The organism is uncultured Holdemanella sp. (assembly GCF_934772795.1).
Taxonomy (GTDB): domain Bacteria; phylum Bacillota_I; class Bacilli_A; order Erysipelotrichales; family Erysipelotrichaceae; genus Holdemanella.
Genome location: NZ_CAKVMR010000050.1, coordinates 1 through 15,859 on the forward strand (window position 1 = coordinate 1; position 15,859 = coordinate 15,859).

14 protein-coding genes are annotated in these 15,859 nt (G+C 34.1%); 8 read left to right on the forward strand and 6 right to left on the reverse strand.

The annotated features are described in order from the left end of the window. Positions 1–102: 102 nt before the first annotated feature. The 3 genes from Q0F04_RS08890 to Q0F04_RS08900 are packed head-to-tail and all read left to right on the forward strand — an operon-like array spanning position 103 to position 3,528. The gene (locus Q0F04_RS08890; RefSeq protein ID WP_295752498.1) at positions 103–1,014 is read left to right on the forward strand and encodes a diguanylate cyclase; all 912 of its coding nucleotides are present in this window, start codon (positions 103–105) and stop codon (positions 1,012–1,014) included. A gap of 17 nt (positions 1,015–1,031) precedes the next feature. Then, positions 1,032–3,182 carry an ATP-binding protein gene (locus Q0F04_RS08895; protein WP_295752500.1) on the forward strand — a complete coding sequence of 717 codons (2,151 nt, stop codon included), beginning with the start codon at positions 1,032–1,034 and terminating at the stop codon, positions 3,180–3,182. Beyond that, positions 3,163–3,528: a hypothetical protein gene (locus tag Q0F04_RS08900; RefSeq protein ID WP_295752502.1), complete on the forward strand. Its 366-nt coding sequence runs from the start codon at positions 3,163–3,165 to the stop codon at positions 3,526–3,528. The genes Q0F04_RS08895 and Q0F04_RS08900 overlap by 20 nt, the downstream gene beginning before the upstream one ends. A gap of 51 nt (positions 3,529–3,579) precedes the next feature. Here the strand turns inward: Q0F04_RS08900 and Q0F04_RS08905 are convergent, their stop codons facing one another. After that, a complete protein-coding gene (locus Q0F04_RS08905) occupies positions 3,580–4,122 on the reverse strand; it encodes an ECF transporter S component (RefSeq protein ID WP_366510384.1) in 543 nt (180 codons plus the stop codon). Positions 4,123–4,177: 55 nt separating this feature from the next. Further along, positions 4,178–4,834, reverse strand: a complete 657-nt coding sequence (locus Q0F04_RS08910) for a Crp/Fnr family transcriptional regulator (protein ID WP_295752505.1) — start codon at positions 4,832–4,834, stop codon at positions 4,178–4,180. A gap of 135 nt (positions 4,835–4,969) precedes the next feature. Between Q0F04_RS08910 and larA the strand changes: the two genes are divergently transcribed. Next, positions 4,970–6,247 carry a nickel-dependent lactate racemase gene (gene larA / locus Q0F04_RS08915; RefSeq protein ID WP_295752508.1) on the forward strand — a complete coding sequence of 426 codons (1,278 nt, stop codon included), beginning with the start codon at positions 4,970–4,972 and terminating at the stop codon, positions 6,245–6,247. Between the two features lie 18 nt (positions 6,248–6,265). Further along, positions 6,266–6,976, forward strand: a complete 711-nt coding sequence (gene larD / locus Q0F04_RS08920; RefSeq protein ID WP_117571966.1) for a D/L-lactic acid transporter LarD — start codon at positions 6,266–6,268, stop codon at positions 6,974–6,976. Positions 6,977–7,024: 48 nt separating this feature from the next. Here the strand turns inward: larD and Q0F04_RS08925 are convergent, their stop codons facing one another. Next, the gene (locus Q0F04_RS08925; RefSeq protein WP_295752511.1) at positions 7,025–8,317 is read right to left on the reverse strand and encodes an MATE family efflux transporter; all 1,293 of its coding nucleotides are present in this window, start codon (positions 8,315–8,317) and stop codon (positions 7,025–7,027) included. A 56-nt stretch (positions 8,318–8,373) separates the two neighbouring features. Between Q0F04_RS08925 and Q0F04_RS08930 the strand changes: the two genes are divergently transcribed. Then, positions 8,374–9,165: a MerR family transcriptional regulator gene (locus tag Q0F04_RS08930; RefSeq protein WP_295752514.1), complete on the forward strand. Its 792-nt coding sequence runs from the start codon at positions 8,374–8,376 to the stop codon at positions 9,163–9,165. Here the strand turns inward: Q0F04_RS08930 and Q0F04_RS08935 are convergent. The 3 genes from Q0F04_RS08935 to Q0F04_RS08945 all read right to left on the reverse strand — a co-directional run bounded on the left by Q0F04_RS08935 (position 9,152) and on the right by Q0F04_RS08945 (position 13,164). Beyond that, a complete protein-coding gene (locus Q0F04_RS08935) occupies positions 9,152–10,915 on the reverse strand; it encodes a serine hydrolase domain-containing protein (protein WP_295752517.1) in 1,764 nt (587 codons plus the stop codon). The two genes, Q0F04_RS08930 and Q0F04_RS08935, sit on opposite strands and share 14 nt — an antisense overlap. A 30-nt stretch (positions 10,916–10,945) precedes the next feature. After that, positions 10,946–12,229, reverse strand: coding sequence for a shikimate kinase (locus Q0F04_RS08940; protein WP_295752519.1), 1,284 nt, complete (start codon positions 12,227–12,229; stop codon positions 10,946–10,948). Between the two features lie 251 nt (positions 12,230–12,480). Then, positions 12,481–13,164, reverse strand: a complete 684-nt coding sequence (locus tag Q0F04_RS08945) for a FadR/GntR family transcriptional regulator (RefSeq protein WP_295752522.1) — start codon at positions 13,162–13,164, stop codon at positions 12,481–12,483. Positions 13,165–13,609: 445 nt separating this feature from the next. On the opposite strand from Q0F04_RS08945, the gene ilvD reads away from it, so the two are divergent. Both ilvD and eda read left to right on the forward strand, forming a co-directional pair. Then, positions 13,610–15,358: a dihydroxy-acid dehydratase gene (gene ilvD, locus Q0F04_RS08950; protein ID WP_295752524.1), complete on the forward strand. Its 1,749-nt coding sequence runs from the start codon at positions 13,610–13,612 to the stop codon at positions 15,356–15,358. A 13-nt stretch (positions 15,359–15,371) separates the two neighbouring features. After that, a partial coding sequence (eda, locus tag Q0F04_RS08955; protein WP_295752527.1) for a bifunctional 4-hydroxy-2-oxoglutarate aldolase/2-dehydro-3-deoxy-phosphogluconate aldolase occupies positions 15,372–15,859 on the forward strand: 488 nt, incomplete at its 3' end.

Here is a 15,859-nt window from a genome sequence, read left to right on the forward strand (position 1 = left end):
GGGAAACAACTTAAAGATAAATACAAATAAATCAAGGTAGTTGTATTTGTATCAAAATGTTGATTTTTGACACTACCGTCGCTGTAAGGAGGAAAATTTATAATGGATCATAAAACAGCACAGGAAATAGCTTTAAAAAGGTATGGATTTGATGAGTTGGCAGATAAAATGATTTCAAAAAATCCTCAAACACATTATGTAGCTGCCATGTTAGATGTGGATGATTTTAAAATTGTGAATGATATGTATGGACATGAATATGGGGATAGAGCTTTAATAAGCCTAGCCAAAAGTATGCAGGAATTTTTTCCAACCACTGCTCTTCTAGGAAGAAATGGTGGAGATGAATTCTGTATTCTTTTACCGAATGAATATAAGGACTTGTTGATTGAATTCACAAAACTACCGAAAACATTCATTTACCATGGACAAATATATTCCTTTTGTATATCACTTGGATATGCAGAATATCCAGATAATGCTTCAGAAAGATCTCAATTGATGCGTTGTGCTGATGCGGCTCTTTATGAAGTAAAACTTCATGGTAAGAATGGTTGTATGGCATATAAAGAAGGACTTCAATCGGGTGTTCGTAAACAACTTGGCTTTGTGTTAAATGACATATCTGAAAATTTACCTGGAGCCTTTATGATATATAAGGCGGATAAATCAGATGATGAAATCTTTTATGCCAATAAAGAATTCTTGGATATGGCTGGATATGAAAATTTAGATGCATTATTTAAAGGCACAAATAAAAGTTTCCGCAATTTGATTCGTGAAGATCAACAAGAATCGGTAGAAGCTAGTATCTGGCACCAAATCGAAAGTGGAAGTGAAGATGATTATATTCATTATCATCTACGAAAAGCCGATGGAACTTATATTTTAGTACTTGATCAAGGAAGAATTGTGGAAAGTGATAGACTAGGCAGAGTGTTCTACGTTTTGTTTATGGATTGGCAAGCCATACAGGATCATTATGGTACAAAATTTGAAAAAAAAGATGCGTGAGGGTTTATAATAAAAACATGAAAAATAAAAATATAGTTTATCGAATCCTGATTCTTTTTGTGTTGATTTCTGTTGTAACCAATACAGCATGTTTATTTATCCGAAATAGTGTGATCACACAAGAAAAATTAAAGGCTGAATATACAGTAAAATCAACCATTGATCGTGTTGAAATGAAATTAGAGACATACATAGAAAAAGTGGAGTTTTTAAAGAAAACGATCGAATCGGGCATTGAATTAAACGATGCCTATTTTCAATCAATTGCGTCTAGATTATATGGAGATGATCCTGCCATTAAAACAATTGAACTAGCTCCAAATGGTGTGATTCAAAATGTATATCCACTTAAGGAAAATAAAGAAGTTATTGGCATGAATATGTTGATAGAGCGTGATCGTAAACAGGCAGCTACTTTGGCAAAAGACACAAAGAAATATACGCTTGAAGGTCCTTATGATCTTAAACAAGGTGGAAAAGGTGCCCTATTATATGATCCTATCTATGTGAATGATGAATTTTGGGGATTTTCCATTCTAGTTATTGACTGGGATGTTTTCTTAGATGAAATTCACTTAAGTGATTTAGAAAAAGCATCCTATGATTTTGTGATTTGGAAAAAGGATCGTAATACAAATGAAAAGATCATTGTTTCAAAAAGTACAAACGACATAGATTCAAATACACTATTGATAAAGTGTAAACTTCCAAATAATAAGTGGAATTTTGAAATTGTTCCAAAACAAGGTTGGATCAATCAATATCTAATGATTAACCTTGTTGTCGCAAGTATTCTAATTGATTTTCTTGTGACGGCAGCCATTGCCCAACTTGAGATTCGCCATCGCAAAGATTTAGAATATGCAAGTCAAATTGAATTACAGGCAAAAAAAGCACAAGAAGCAAGTGCTGCAAAATCACGTTTCTTATTCAGTATGTCACACGATATCCGTACGCCAATGAACGCAATCATGGGATATACGGAATTGATGGAAAAGAATATTGGAAATGCAGAAAAAGAAAAAGATTATCTATCCAAAATTCGTTCTTCTAGTAAATTTCTTTTGGATTTAATCAATTCCATTTTAGAAATGGCACGCATTGAAAGTGGAAAAGAAACGTTGAATATAAAGGTATGTAATATATATGATATTATTGAATCTATGAATTCTGTCTTTGAAAAATTAGCACATGAAAAAGGCTTAGAATATCAATGTACAACCAATATTCAACACCCATATATTTATTGCGATTCAATTAAGCTTGAAGAAATATTGTTGAACATTGTAGGAAACTCCGTTAAATATACGGATAAAGGTATGGTTTTGATTCGTTTAGAAGAAGTAGAATCTGGATCTTTCCAATGCATGATTCAAGATACAGGTATTGGAATGAGTGAAGAATATCTTCCACATGCCTTTGAGGATTTTTCAAGAGAAAAATCAGGTGCACAAACAAGTGTAAAAGGTACAGGACTTGGCTTATCAATTGTGAAATCTTTGGTTGAATTAATGCATGGTACAATTGAAATTTCAAGTCAAGTTAATCAAGGAACAACAACTCGAATTAAATTTCAGTTCGAAATAGCTAGTGAAAATGAGCTCGAGAATAAACAAGAAACGAATATTATAGATCTTAAAGAAAAACACATCTTACTTGCTGAAGACAACGATTTAAATGCGGAAATTGCACTTACTCTGTTGGGTGAATATTTTAGTATAGATCGTGTGAGTGATGGTGTTGCTTGTGTTAAAAAAGCTAAAGAAAATAAGTATGATCTTATTTTGATGGATATTCAAATGCCAAATATGGATGGTTATCAAGCAACTCAAGAAATCCGTAAATTTAGCAACATTCCAATTGTTGCGATGAGTGCCAATGCCTTTGAAGAGGATAAACAAAAAGCTTTATCCATAGGCATGAATGGCTATATCGCAAAACCAATCGATATGGATAATGTACTTATTACACTATCTAATGTTTTCGCATTTAAATGTCCAGTTTGTGGAAAGTATACGTTTAAATCAGGACCAGGAAGCTATGAAATTTGTCCGGTATGTGGATGGGAAGATGATAAAAGTCAATATCATGATCCTACACTTTCTGGAGGAGCGAATAAATTAAGTTTAAAGGAGTACAAAGAACAATATGAAAAGAATCATCAATAAATATTTACTACTATTCCTTTGTATATTCTCACTTGTACTTCCTACTGGATGCGATAAACAAGTTGTCGCTGATTATCAAGAATATCATTTTCGAAATGAAGAGTTGTTAGAATCACACTATGAAAAACATGGTAAAGAAATGGGATTTTCATCCAGTGAAGAATATGAATCGAGTGCAAGTGATGTTGTGAATGATCCAGAATCCTTACATAAAACGGAAAAGGAAGATGGAGATGATGTATACTACAAAGAAGATACCAATGAATTTGTGGTTGTATCCACCGATGGATATATCCGTACGTATTTCAATCCGGATGCGGGTAAGAAATATTTTGATCGACAATAAGAAAAGACCGAATGTCAGATTTAAATCTGAATATTCGGTCTTTTTGTTTCATTAAGCTAAAACTTTTTCTGGTTGTTTATAGATACTCTTATTTAGAATACGCACTAAAACAGGAATGATAATCAATTGAATGATGATTCCTGGAAGGCAAGTGATAAAGCTTGCTGTCATAAATACAGATAATGTATAGCCTTGTGTGCTTAATACAAATGTATTGACTAATCCATTTACGATTCTTCCTGCAAGCATCGCAAGAATCAAACTCATATATAATTTAGTCATTTCATTTTTTTGTGGGATATATTGTGTACATAAACCAGCTGCAAGGCCATAAACACCAAGCTCAATAATCATTTTAGGCAACATCATTGCAGGAGGCATACCTGTCATTACGCTTGAAATAAATGGTGTGATAATTCCACATGCCAAACCATATGGCCATCCACAAAATAATCCGCAAATCAATACAGGAATGTGCATAGGTAAGAATATGCTTCCAGCATTTGGGATAACATGAAATGCTATAGGAAGTAATACACCTAAAGCGATGCATAAAGCGCATGATACTAGTTTTTTTGTGATACTATTCATCATTAAATACCTCTTCTTCTAAAAAATACTTGGTAAGGATATATGGACATATTCATACTTAACATTGTATATATTGTTTTAAGTAATCCACATCTAAAATTAATATTTTTTGATTCACAATCTTAATGATGCCTTCCTCTTTTAATTTACAGATAATTCGACTCACACTATTACGAGTGGAGATTCCACAAAATCCTGCAATATCATCATTTGTGATTTGAAAATCAATAAGAACACCTGCCTCTACTTTTCGACCAAATAAATGGATTAATTGATATAAGAAGGAGCATATTGCACCTGTTTTTCCATTCATCATCATGATTTGTTGGCGGAAAATAGTTTCAGATAATTTTTCTCTATAATACGAATTGACATAATCCTGTAGCTTTTTATCTTGGCTCACATAATCCCAAAATAATACTCTAGGAATACGATAAAATGTTGCCACATCACTTTCAATACGAACATTGAATGGTGCGGATGTATATTGACTTACTTGATCTCTTAATAAAGATAGTATGTCTGGGGTATTGATATAAGAAATGTTGAATTCACGACCATCTGGTAAAATGACACTTGTTTTGACGACACCATCTTTTAATACATAAGTATCTTGTTGTTCAAGTCCATAATACGTTAAATAGGTATGCTTCTTTTTCTTGATGGTTGCTACATTTTTTTTCTTTAAAAAGGTTAATAAGTACTCATTGTCCATATTCGCTCTCCTTTACCAGTTCCGCATTATAACAATACTCCAAATTTTACGAAACAACAAACGTTAACAACGGATGGTGTTTCGCAATTGAATGTTTCGGATTATATTAATCCATGAATAAAAGGAGAGATAAAAATGTTTGAAATGAATGTGCCTTATGATAAAGGCCAAATGAAGATCAAATTAGAAGATAAGAATCTAGCTGGAGTACTAGAGGGAAGACAAAGTGATTATAAAACTTCACTTTCAGAAAATGAAATTGTGGAACAATCGTTGGATAATCCAATTGGTTCAAAGAGTTTAGAAGAATTAGCTAAAGGCAAGAAAAATGTGGTCATTATTAGTTCAGACCACACGCGTCCAGTGCCTTCAAAAATTATTACACCTATTCTTTTAAGAAGAATTCGTAGTGTATCCCCAGATGCTCGTATTCGTATTTTAGTTGCGACTGGATTTCATAGAGAAAGTACACATGAAGAGCTAGTAGCTAAATATGGAGAAGAAATTGTAAAAAATGAAGAAATTGTTATGCATGTATCGACAGATGATTCTTCCATGGTAAAAATTGGAAAATTACCAAGTGGAGGGGACTGCATTATTAATAAAGTGGCAGCTGAAGCAGACTTATTGATTTCTGAAGGATTTATTGAAGCCCACTTCTTTGCAGGATTCTCTGGAGGAAGAAAATCTGTATTGCCTGGTATCGCATCTTATAAAACCATCATGGCAAATCACAGTGGTGAATTTATCAATGATAAAATGTCACGTCCAGGAAATTTAAAACACAATTTGGTTCATGAAGATATGGTATATGCGGCAAGAACTGCCAAACTAGCCTTCATTGTCAATGTTGTATTAAATGGAAATCATGAAATTATTGGTTCTTTTGCGGGAGATATGGAAAAGGCACATGAAAAAGGTTGTGATTTCGTTCGTTCTTTGGCAAGTGTAAATAAAGTAGATTGTGATATCGCAATCAGTACCAATGGTGGTTATCCTTTGGATCAAAATATTTATCAAGCCATTAAAGGAATGACAGCCGCTGAAGCTACATTAAATCCCGATGGTATTATTATCATGATTGCAGGATGTCGTGATGGACATGGAGGTATTGGATTCTACCACAATATTGCGGATGTAAAAGATCCAGAAGAATTTGAACAAAAGGCAATCAATACTCCTCGTTTAGAAACAGTTCCAGATCAATGGACATCACAAATTTGTGCACGTATTTTAGCACATCATAAAGTTATTTTGGTTTCAGATTTAGTGGATCCTCAACTTGTGAAAGATATGCATATGGATTTAGCTACAACTGTCGATGAAGCTTTACAAAAAGCGTTTGAAATAAAAGGAAAAGATGCCAAAGTTGCCGTCATTCCTGATGGCTTGGGTGTCGTTGTAAATATTTAAGGAAGGAAATTTGAATTTATGTTACATAATTTAATTGCGGAATTTTTATCAACAGGACTAATGATCTTATTTGGTGTGGGCGTACACTGCGATGAAGTTTTGACAAACACAAAATATCACGGAAGTGGACACATCTTTGCAATCACAACATGGGCCTTTGGCATTAGTGTTTGTCTATATATTTTTGGTGGCGTTTGTATGAATCCTGCCATGGTACTTGCTCAATGTGCTTTAGGCATGCTTCCATGGACATGTTTTATTCCCTACAGCATTGCCGAATTTTTAGGTGCCGTTGTAGCAGCTATGATTTGTTACGTCATGTATAAAGACCACTTTACAGAAAGCGAAGGAAATGTAAATCCAATCGCTATTCGTAATATTTTCTCTACCAATCCAAATTGTAGAAATTTACCTCGTAACTTCTTTGTCGAAACCATTGCCACTACAATTTTCTTGAGTGCCATTTTAGCGGTTGCTACAAAATATGAAACACAACTACCAATTGGCGTAGGACTTATCGTATGGGCTGTTGGTATGGGTTTAGGAGGAACAACTGGATTTGCGATGAATCAAGCTCGTGATTTAGGTCCTCGTTTAGCCTTCCAATTATTACCAATTAAAAATAAAGCCAATAATGATTGGCAATATGGATTATTAGTTCCAGGAATTGCTCCTTTTGTAGGTGCATTACTTGCTGCCTTATTCTGCCATTTATTTTTAGGTATTTAATATTAGAGAAGACAGATATTCAAAATTATACTGAATATCTGTCTTCTTTTATATTTTCTTTTGTGTTTTTAAATCATATAATGCAATGCTTAAACAGAATATTTCTGAAATCGTACAACTGATCCAGATACCATTTTCTTTAAATAGTGTTGTACAAATAAATAGAGATAATAAGACAAACAGAATGCCTCGAGAAATAGAAAGTACGAAAGCTTTTCTAGGTTCTTCTAAAGCGACCATATAACCACTTGTGATGACGACATGGCCCATAATTAGAAAGACAAAGCTGAATTGACGAAGGGCTATAATCGTATTGTAGTAATTGGCGGTATCTTTTGGAATAAAGGCCGACGTAATATTTGGTGCAAAGATTTCGACAACTAAGAACAATAATGCTCCAGCACAAGATACTAAGACACGAGCATATTTATGTAAAGTTGAAACGGCTTTTTTATCATTACGACCATAATAGAAACTGACCAAAGGCTGTGTTCCTTGACTCGTTCCAACCATGACCATCAACACTAAGTTATAGATATACATAAGTACGGTAAAAGTAACAAGGCCATTTGTTCCAAGTAATTGATTGATACGATAGTTAAATACTGTAATCATAATGCCAGGAGAAATTTCAGAAATACAATCTGGCAATCCTAATGCAAGGATTCTAGAATATTCATGCCATGGATAGTTTGCCTTCACAAAATGAAAATGTGACTTATGACTAAACGTAAAATGATAAAAGAAGAAGCCGAAAGTCACTAGTTGTGATAAACCGGTCGCAAGTGCAGCACCTGCAATTCCCATATTCAAGGGTCCCATAAATAAAGGGTCAAGAATTAAGTTTGTGCCAGCTCCTAGACAAATACCCATAATAGATTTTTGAGGGAAACCATCGGCCTTTAAAAGAACTTCAAAACAATAAGATACGATATAGAAGAATGAGAAACAGGATAACACTTTTATATATGTATCTGTATAGTTAAATACGTCTGAATTTGCACCTAGAAATTCAGTAATATGATGCGAATTTATAAAAGATAAAACCGCAATACATAGAGCTACACAAGAAATTGTGATGGTATTCATAGTGAATACTTCATGCATTTTTCTTTCTTCATTCGCACCACGATAGATGGACATTACCGTACTTGATCCAATCGCAAATAAGACTCCAATGGAGAAAATGGTTGTGACATATGGACTTGCTACATTTATGGAAGCTAATGCCGTATCGCCTTCATAGTGGGCAACAAATATACCGTCCACTAGAGTATATAGATTGAAGATAACCATCGAACATATGGATGGTATGACAAACTTAAGATATTGTTTCAACATAAAATCACCAATGTTAGTGTAAACCTTGGTATAATACTAAGGTCAAGGATGGTTGTATGAAAAAATATTATAAGATCAATGAAATCGCAAAATTATACAATATTAAGACAGATTCACTTAGATACTATGAAGAAGTAGGGTTGATTTGTCCTCTTCGTTCTAAATCCAACTATCGTTTATATACACTGAATGATATTTATATTTTAAATATTATTCGTGACTGTTTAAAACTTGGATATGATACATCGCAAATCAAAGAATATTTGGATCATCGTAGTGTAAATAATACAATTGTGTTTTTAAAAGAAGAAGAAAGATTGATCCAAAAACAGATTCAAGAATTAAATACAACACTTCGTTCAATTCAAACGCGAATTGAATCTTTAGATCATACGAAAAATATAGAGTTTAATACATGTAAAGTTCAGTTGTATCCCAAAAGATATTGCCGGTATTTAAAAGAAAAAATCGATCAAGATGAAAAAATTGATTTCTTATTGACGAAGCTGACTGAGTCAATGGAAGAAGATATTTCTGTATTAGGAAACATGGATTCAGGAAGTATTGTAGAATATAAAAATAATGAATATGTCTATACAAGTGTGTTTGTACTAACACAAGAAGAAAAGTATGATTTTATTCTAGATGAAGGTCTGTATTGTACGTATACATACACAGGGGATTATGATCGTACCAATCAAATATTTTATAAAATGAAAGATTGGATTCAAGAACACGATTATACAATAGAAGGACCTTTTTTAGAATTTTTATTAATTGATATTCATGAAACAAAAAAAGTGGAGGAGTATATTACTTCCATCCACGTTAAGGTTAAACCAAGATGATAAATCCAGATTCAATAGGTTTATATTCTTCAACATCCATTGAATCATAGTATAGATCTCCATTTGAGTCTAATACTAGAATTCGATGATTCTCACAAAGAGTTGGTAGAGTTTCTAATGCGTTGTTGATTTTATAAACCTTATTTTCGTTTTCAAACAATTGAGAATGATATGGTTCTATATCATCTTCACAAATATAAGTGTAGCTTGCACAATATAATTTACCATCTTCAAAATAAGGCTCAATACGATCTCTAGAACCGTTACAAGGCGTGTTTAGATAACTTCGTGCATGTGTATCGTCAACGACTTCTATTGGAAATTCAGATACTATCGGTTCGGATTTATTGCCATGAACAATCAATGACATTGTATTTTCTGTCATGTTAAATTCAACACTGCATAACATTTGATTGACTACAATATCATAATAGGTTGTATCACACACAATATATTTCTTATTTAATCGAGATTTCCAAACCGCATTTAATTCTTGTTTCTTGGATTTTTGACTAAACGCAACCGTACGATTTCTTGTTGTCTTTAAAAGATAATCCCCTTCAAAGAAGATCTGGTTGCCTTTTTCATTGATCCATTTACCATCGGAATAATTCAATAAATCACTCATCATCCAGCCTTTTTCTGTTTTATCTTGCACAACCATACTTGATTTGATGGTTGTGATTTTTTGTAAGCCAAAGGCATGCGCATAAATACCTGAATGATCTGGATATGTATTCTTATCTAAATACGTATTGAATAGGCGCATTAAAGTTGTCGGTACTTCAAGTCCACAATCATGTGTTTCACTGAATGCCAATACGGCATTGTATTTTGGAACAATAATCAGTCTTGAACTAAAGAACATACTATTTCCACCTTTTGCCAGAACTCCATCACCAAAATCATAATCTGGATCGTGGTGTCTGACTAAGTCCCAGCCTAGGCCAAAATCAATGGCTCCTAGATCCGATTCTAGAAATGTAGAGCCCCAAGATTTAGCCATTAAAGCTTTTGATTCTTCACTAATAATCGAATTGGGTTCTAGAAATAATTGTCCAAACTTACATAGATCAATCATAGAAGTGGTAATGCCACCAGCTCCTTGAATGGGGAAGTATTCTTTTGGTTTCTTACCTTCGGAAACTAAAGGATAATCGGAATTGATCGTATAGCTTGGGTTGGTGCTTTTTGCGCCAATCTTTTCTGTAATATATTTCTTTAAGACATCTTCATAATTCATATTACGAACTTTTGAAACGACCATTTCCGCTAATGTAAATCCATCATTACAATATGTACTATAAGTTCCTGGATCTGCCTTTAGAGTGCTTTTTGATAAATAGTTTAATACTTCAGAATAATAGTCAAATTTAGAAGTTGTATTCACACTAAAATGTTTCCATTGCGTACCTGGAAGTCCACTTGAATGGTCTAAGCACATGCGTACTGTGATATCTTTATATCTTTCATCTTTCATTGTGAATTCAGGAAGAATATCGGCAACTTTATCTTCGAGTTGAATCAATCCTTCATCCACTAATTGCATAACGCATACAGTACAATAAATTTTAGAAATGGAACATACATTAAATGTACAATCCGTCGTAATAGGCTGATTATTGATTTTATCAATAACACCAATCGCATCGGCACATACAATTTTTCCATTCTGCATAAAGGCATAGCTACAAGCTGTATAGTCTGGTTTTACCATAGCTTTTAATAATTGAGTAACTTGATTTTCCATATGATTTCTCCTTTAAAAGAAAACGAGTAGTTAGTCTGCAATGGCATCAATTAGAATGCTGTGATAGGCATTCACGATATCGTCTACCGTTTCTTCAATATTCGCATTGTTGACAGCTACATAAGTTGCATATTTTTGGTACAATGGGTATCTTTCTTTGTGCATTTGTTGAAGGGCTTGTTTAGAACTTGATAAAGGTCGATTTGGATCGGAACTAATTAATTTATCGATATCACGATCAATGAAGATCGTAATTCCATTTAAACGCAAGAAGTCCATATTGACTTTATGTTTAACGACACCACCACCTGTCGCAATGATTTTATTGTTCATCTTACTAGCCTCAATCGCAACTTCGGTTTCGATGGCTCTAAATCCAGCTTCTCCAGATTCCTGGAAGATTTCTGGAATGCTTTTTCCAGCTTTGGCAATAATCATGTCATCTAAGTCAAAGAATTCTTTTCCTAGTTTTTGTTCAAGCATTTTACCAATTGTAGTTTTACCAGCACTTGGCATACCAATAAATACAATGTTACAACGAGCTTTCAACATTTCCTTTTTGATGTCATCAATGATGGAATCATCAAAAGACATGTTCTCGAAAATTTCAAATGTATATTTGGCTTGCGCAATCAACATTTCCAAACCAATTACACGTTTGATTTTAGCTTCTTGGGCTGCAAAACATAAACGTGTAAGAATTGGATTGTATACAACATCTAATACACATTCTAGTTTGTGGAACCAGCTTACATCGATTGGCGTATTCGCAATATTTGGATACATTCCTACTGGACTTGTATTCACAACAATATCTGCATCTAAATGCGATGTATACAATTCATCATAGCTAATGGCACCACGATTTGCACTTCTTGACACAATCACAATGTCTTTTGCGTTTTCGTGTTCACAAACAGCTTTCACAGCAGCACAAGCACCACCATTGCCAATAATTAATACTTTCTTACCTTCCATATGTACGTTGTGGGCTTTCACCATATATAAGAATCCACCAAAGTCTGTGTTGAAACCTTTTAGTTTACCATCTACATTGATGATAGTATTGACTGCACCAATAGCCTTGGCACTCTCATCCATTTCATCTAAGTAAGGAATGACATCCTTTTTATATGGAATAGTTACGTTGATTCCTTTGAAATCTTTCTTTTCCATAAATTCTTTGAATTCTTCTTTATTTAATTCTACCAATTGGTAGTCATACTCTTTTACGTTCTCAATCTCTGCAATTCTTGTCTGAATTTGTTTGGAGAAACTATGCCCCAAGTGCTCACCTATCAATCCGTATTTCATATCATTTCCTCTTTTCTAGAACATCCCTTTAATGTTAAAAAAAGCATTTCGAATTAGAAATGCTTTTGTGTAACGCCCTGAAATTTAAAAACAACCATCATATACGTATGGTTTTTTTCAGGGCTATTTAAAGTAAAAGTAATAATGTCTTGATGTGTTCATACGCATAGAATACACCATTTCATTGAAACTGGCAACTTTAAAATGAAAATAAATGTAAAAAAGGTGGAAAACAGTTTCAATGAATAAGGTTAAATACTTTGTTGAATCGTTTTTCGGTTGTAAACCAAGTGTAGATACATCGCATCTTGTGCACGTAAAGTATCGTGTGCCGCGATGGCATCGGCAATTTCACGGTGAGATTCGATTGTTTCTTTGCGTAATGTATTTTGAGTCATTTCAACAAATAAAGGAATCGAACTATTAATAACAGGAACTAGACGTGGAACAACCACGTTTTTACTGCTTAATGCGATAGCTGTATGAAATTCAATATCTTTTTGAATGTGATCTTCATTCTTGTTTAATAATTCTTCGACTTCATCACATAGCTTTGTGATCTTTTTAATATCCGATTCATCCGCATTGGCGGCAGCCATAGAAGCGATGGATGGTTCTAATAAAAAGCGCACTTCTAATAAATCGTGAACTAATTTTTGTTTGTTCGAGATAAAGGTAAATCCTAAAGGATCTTCCACCATTCCAGGTGTTTTGGCAATATAAGTTCCAGAACCCTGACGGATGGTCACGATATTACGAGATGCAAGTAGCTTCATGGCTTCACGAACTGAACTTCTTCCTGCATTCAATTTTTCACATAAAACCGTTTCATTGGGAAGTTTATCTCCGGGTTGTAGGTTTTCTTCTAATATAAGTGAGATGATGTCTTCCGAAATCTTTTGTGGAAGACTTTTTTCATCTGATAAATTCATCATATGATTTACTCCGTTTCTTAATACATATTTATGATAATGGATTGTTAAAGTGATGTAAATAATAAAAAATATTTTTTAACAATAGTATTGCATTTTAAAATGAAACGATATATCGTTATAAACATCAGATGAATTAATGATTTAAAATGGATTTAAACCATAAAATGCATTTTTAATCCTTAAAAGGTCGGATGAATTGAACATGTTTCAATAAACATCAGATGTATAAAGGAAGAAAGTTGATGAAAGAGACAGCCTTTTAGTGAATCTAACACGATTGATGATTGCGGCTGCCGTATGTATATGTATTCTTGAAGAGTGGAGCTACTGCTTTAAGTCATGTTAATGATGCAGGTTTCTGGTTGATTCATTTTAGATATTAATGAAATCATTGATACATTGATTATAAGTTTAATTATTTCATTATTTGCATAGGAGGAAAAGTATGAAGTTAATTAGTCAAGAAATGAGAAAATTAGCGCCCGAACTGGATCCATTACGTATTGGAACAGGTTGGAAAAAAGAAGATCTAAGTAAAGTTCAAGTTATGATTGAAAGTACATATGGAGATAGTCACCCAGGTAGTGGTCACTTAAATGTACTTGTTGAAGAAGTTCATAAAGGAATTGCCGAAGAAAACGGTTATGGAGCTCGCTATTATTGTACAGATATTTGCGATGGAGAAAGCCAAGGAACCGATGGAATCAACTATAGTTTAGCAAGCCGTGAAATGATCGCCAATATGATTGAAATTCATGCGAATGCCACACCATTTGATGCGGGTGTTTATTTATCAAGTTGTGATAAAGGTGTTCCAGGAAATTTAATGGGACTTGCCAGAGTGAATATTCCTTCAATCTTTGTTCCTGGTGGAACTATGAATGCGGGACCTGAAATGTTGACTTTGGAACAATTGGGTATGTACAGTGCTAAATTTGAGCGTGGTGAAATTGATGAAGCTAAATTAGATTGGGCAAAATGTAATGCTTGTCCAAGTTGTGGAGCTTGTTCTTTTATTGGTACAGCTTCGACTATGCAAATTATGGCGGAAGCATTAGGTCTTGCTCTTCCAGGTACTGCTCTTATGCCTTCAACAAGTCCAGATTTATTAGGCTTCGCAAGGGAAGCTGGTAGACAATCAGTTCGTATTGCACAAATGGAAAATATGAAACCTACAGACATTGTTACGATGGATAGTTTTGAAAATGCGATTTTAGTACATGCGGCTATTTCAGGAAGTACAAATGCGATGTTGCACCTTCCAGCTATTGCTCATGAATTTGGTATTGAAATTACGGGAGAAACATTTGATCGTTTACATAGAAATGCACGTTATTTATTAGATGTTCGTCCTGCAGGACGTTGGCCAGCAGAATGCTTCTACTATGCAGGTGGTGTTCCAGCTATCATGGAAGAAATCAAAGAACACTTGCACTTAGATGTAATGACAGTTACGGGTAAAACATTGGGTGAAAATCTAGAAGAGTTGAAACAAAATGGATTCTATGAAAAATGTAATAAATGGCTTCAAGAATTTAATAAACGTTATAATGTAAATTTGACAAAAGAAGACATTATCCGTCCTTATGATAAAGCTATTGGTACCGATGGAAGTATTGCCTTATTAAAAGGTAACCTTGCACCAGAAGGGGCTGTTATTAAACATACAGCTTGTCCAAAAGAAATGTTTAAATCTGTTCTTCGCGCAAGACCATTCGATAGTGAAGAAGAATGTTTAGATGCCGTATTAAAGCATAAAGTTCAAAAGGGTGATGCCGTATTTATTCGTTATGAAGGTCCTAAGGGAAGTGGAATGCCAGAAATGTTCTATACTTCTGAAGCTATTAGTAGTGATAAAGAATTAGGTAAGAGTATCGCACTAATTACAGATGGTCGTTTCTCTGGCGCAAGTACAGGTCCAGTAATTGGTCATTGTAGTCCGGAAGCTGTAGATGGTGGTCCAATCGCGTTAGTTGAAGAGGGCGATTTGATCGAAATCGACGTTATGGAAAGAAAATTAAATATTGTTGGTGTTAAAGGTGAACGCAAATCCATGGAAGAAATTGATGAGATTTTAGCAGAAAGACGTAAAAATTGGAAGCCTAGAGAAAGAAAATATAAAAATGGTGTATTACGTTTATTTAGTGAGCATGCTGCAAGTACTATGAAGGGTGCTTACTTAGAGTATAAATAAGAGGGGTTAAACAATGAATAAAATTTTAGAAGAGATTTCAAAGATTGGTATTTTACCAGTCGTTGTATTAGAAGACGCAAAAGACGCAAAACCATTGGCCAAAGCACTATGTGCTGGTGGTCTTCCTTGTGCTGAAGTTACATTTAGAACTGCTGCAGCCAAAGAATCTATCGCTATCATGCGTAAAGAATTCCCAGAAATGTTAGTCGGTGCAGGAACTGTATTAACTGTTGAACAAGTAGATGAAGCATTAGAAGCTGGAGCTCAATTCATTATTAGTCCAGGCTTTGATGAAGATGTAGTAAAACACTGCATTGAAAAGAATGTACCTGTTACTCCAGGAACATGTACGCCTAGTGATGTACAGAAATGTTACCGTTTAGGTTTGGATGTAGTAAAATTTTTCCCTACTGAAGCAGCTGGAGGATTAAAGATGATCAAATCGATTGCTGCTCCATATACGCAAATGAAATTCATTCCTACTGGTGGAATCAATGCGAA

What these genes read in the sequence shown, in the direction of transcription:
- Q0F04_RS08890 (WP_295752498.1), top strand. Translation starts at nt 103, where the DNA reads ATGGATCATAAAACAGCACAGGAAATAGCTTTAAAAAGGTATGGATTT.
- Q0F04_RS08895 (WP_295752500.1), top strand. Translation starts at nt 1,032, where the DNA reads ATGAAAAATAAAAATATAGTTTATCGAATCCTGATTCTTTTTGTGTTG.
- Q0F04_RS08900 (WP_295752502.1), top strand. Translation starts at nt 3,163, where the DNA reads ATGAAAAGAATCATCAATAAATATTTACTACTATTCCTTTGTATATTC.
- Q0F04_RS08905 (WP_366510384.1), bottom strand. Translation starts at nt 4,122, where the DNA reads ATGATGAATAGTATCACAAAAAAACTAGTATCATGCGCTTTATGCATC.
- Q0F04_RS08910 (WP_295752505.1), bottom strand. Translation starts at nt 4,834, where the DNA reads ATGGACAATGAGTACTTATTAACCTTTTTAAAGAAAAAAAATGTAGCA.
- larA (WP_295752508.1), top strand. Translation starts at nt 4,970, where the DNA reads ATGTTTGAAATGAATGTGCCTTATGATAAAGGCCAAATGAAGATCAAA.
- larD (WP_117571966.1), top strand. Translation starts at nt 6,266, where the DNA reads ATGTTACATAATTTAATTGCGGAATTTTTATCAACAGGACTAATGATC.
- Q0F04_RS08925 (WP_295752511.1), bottom strand. Translation starts at nt 8,317, where the DNA reads ATGTTGAAACAATATCTTAAGTTTGTCATACCATCCATATGTTCGATG.
- Q0F04_RS08930 (WP_295752514.1), top strand. Translation starts at nt 8,374, where the DNA reads ATGAAAAAATATTATAAGATCAATGAAATCGCAAAATTATACAATATT.
- Q0F04_RS08935 (WP_295752517.1), bottom strand. Translation starts at nt 10,915, where the DNA reads ATGGAAAATCAAGTTACTCAATTATTAAAAGCTATGGTAAAACCAGAC.
- Q0F04_RS08940 (WP_295752519.1), bottom strand. Translation starts at nt 12,229, where the DNA reads ATGAAATACGGATTGATAGGTGAGCACTTGGGGCATAGTTTCTCCAAA.
- Q0F04_RS08945 (WP_295752522.1), bottom strand. Translation starts at nt 13,164, where the DNA reads ATGATGAATTTATCAGATGAAAAAAGTCTTCCACAAAAGATTTCGGAA.
- ilvD (WP_295752524.1), top strand. Translation starts at nt 13,610, where the DNA reads ATGAAGTTAATTAGTCAAGAAATGAGAAAATTAGCGCCCGAACTGGAT.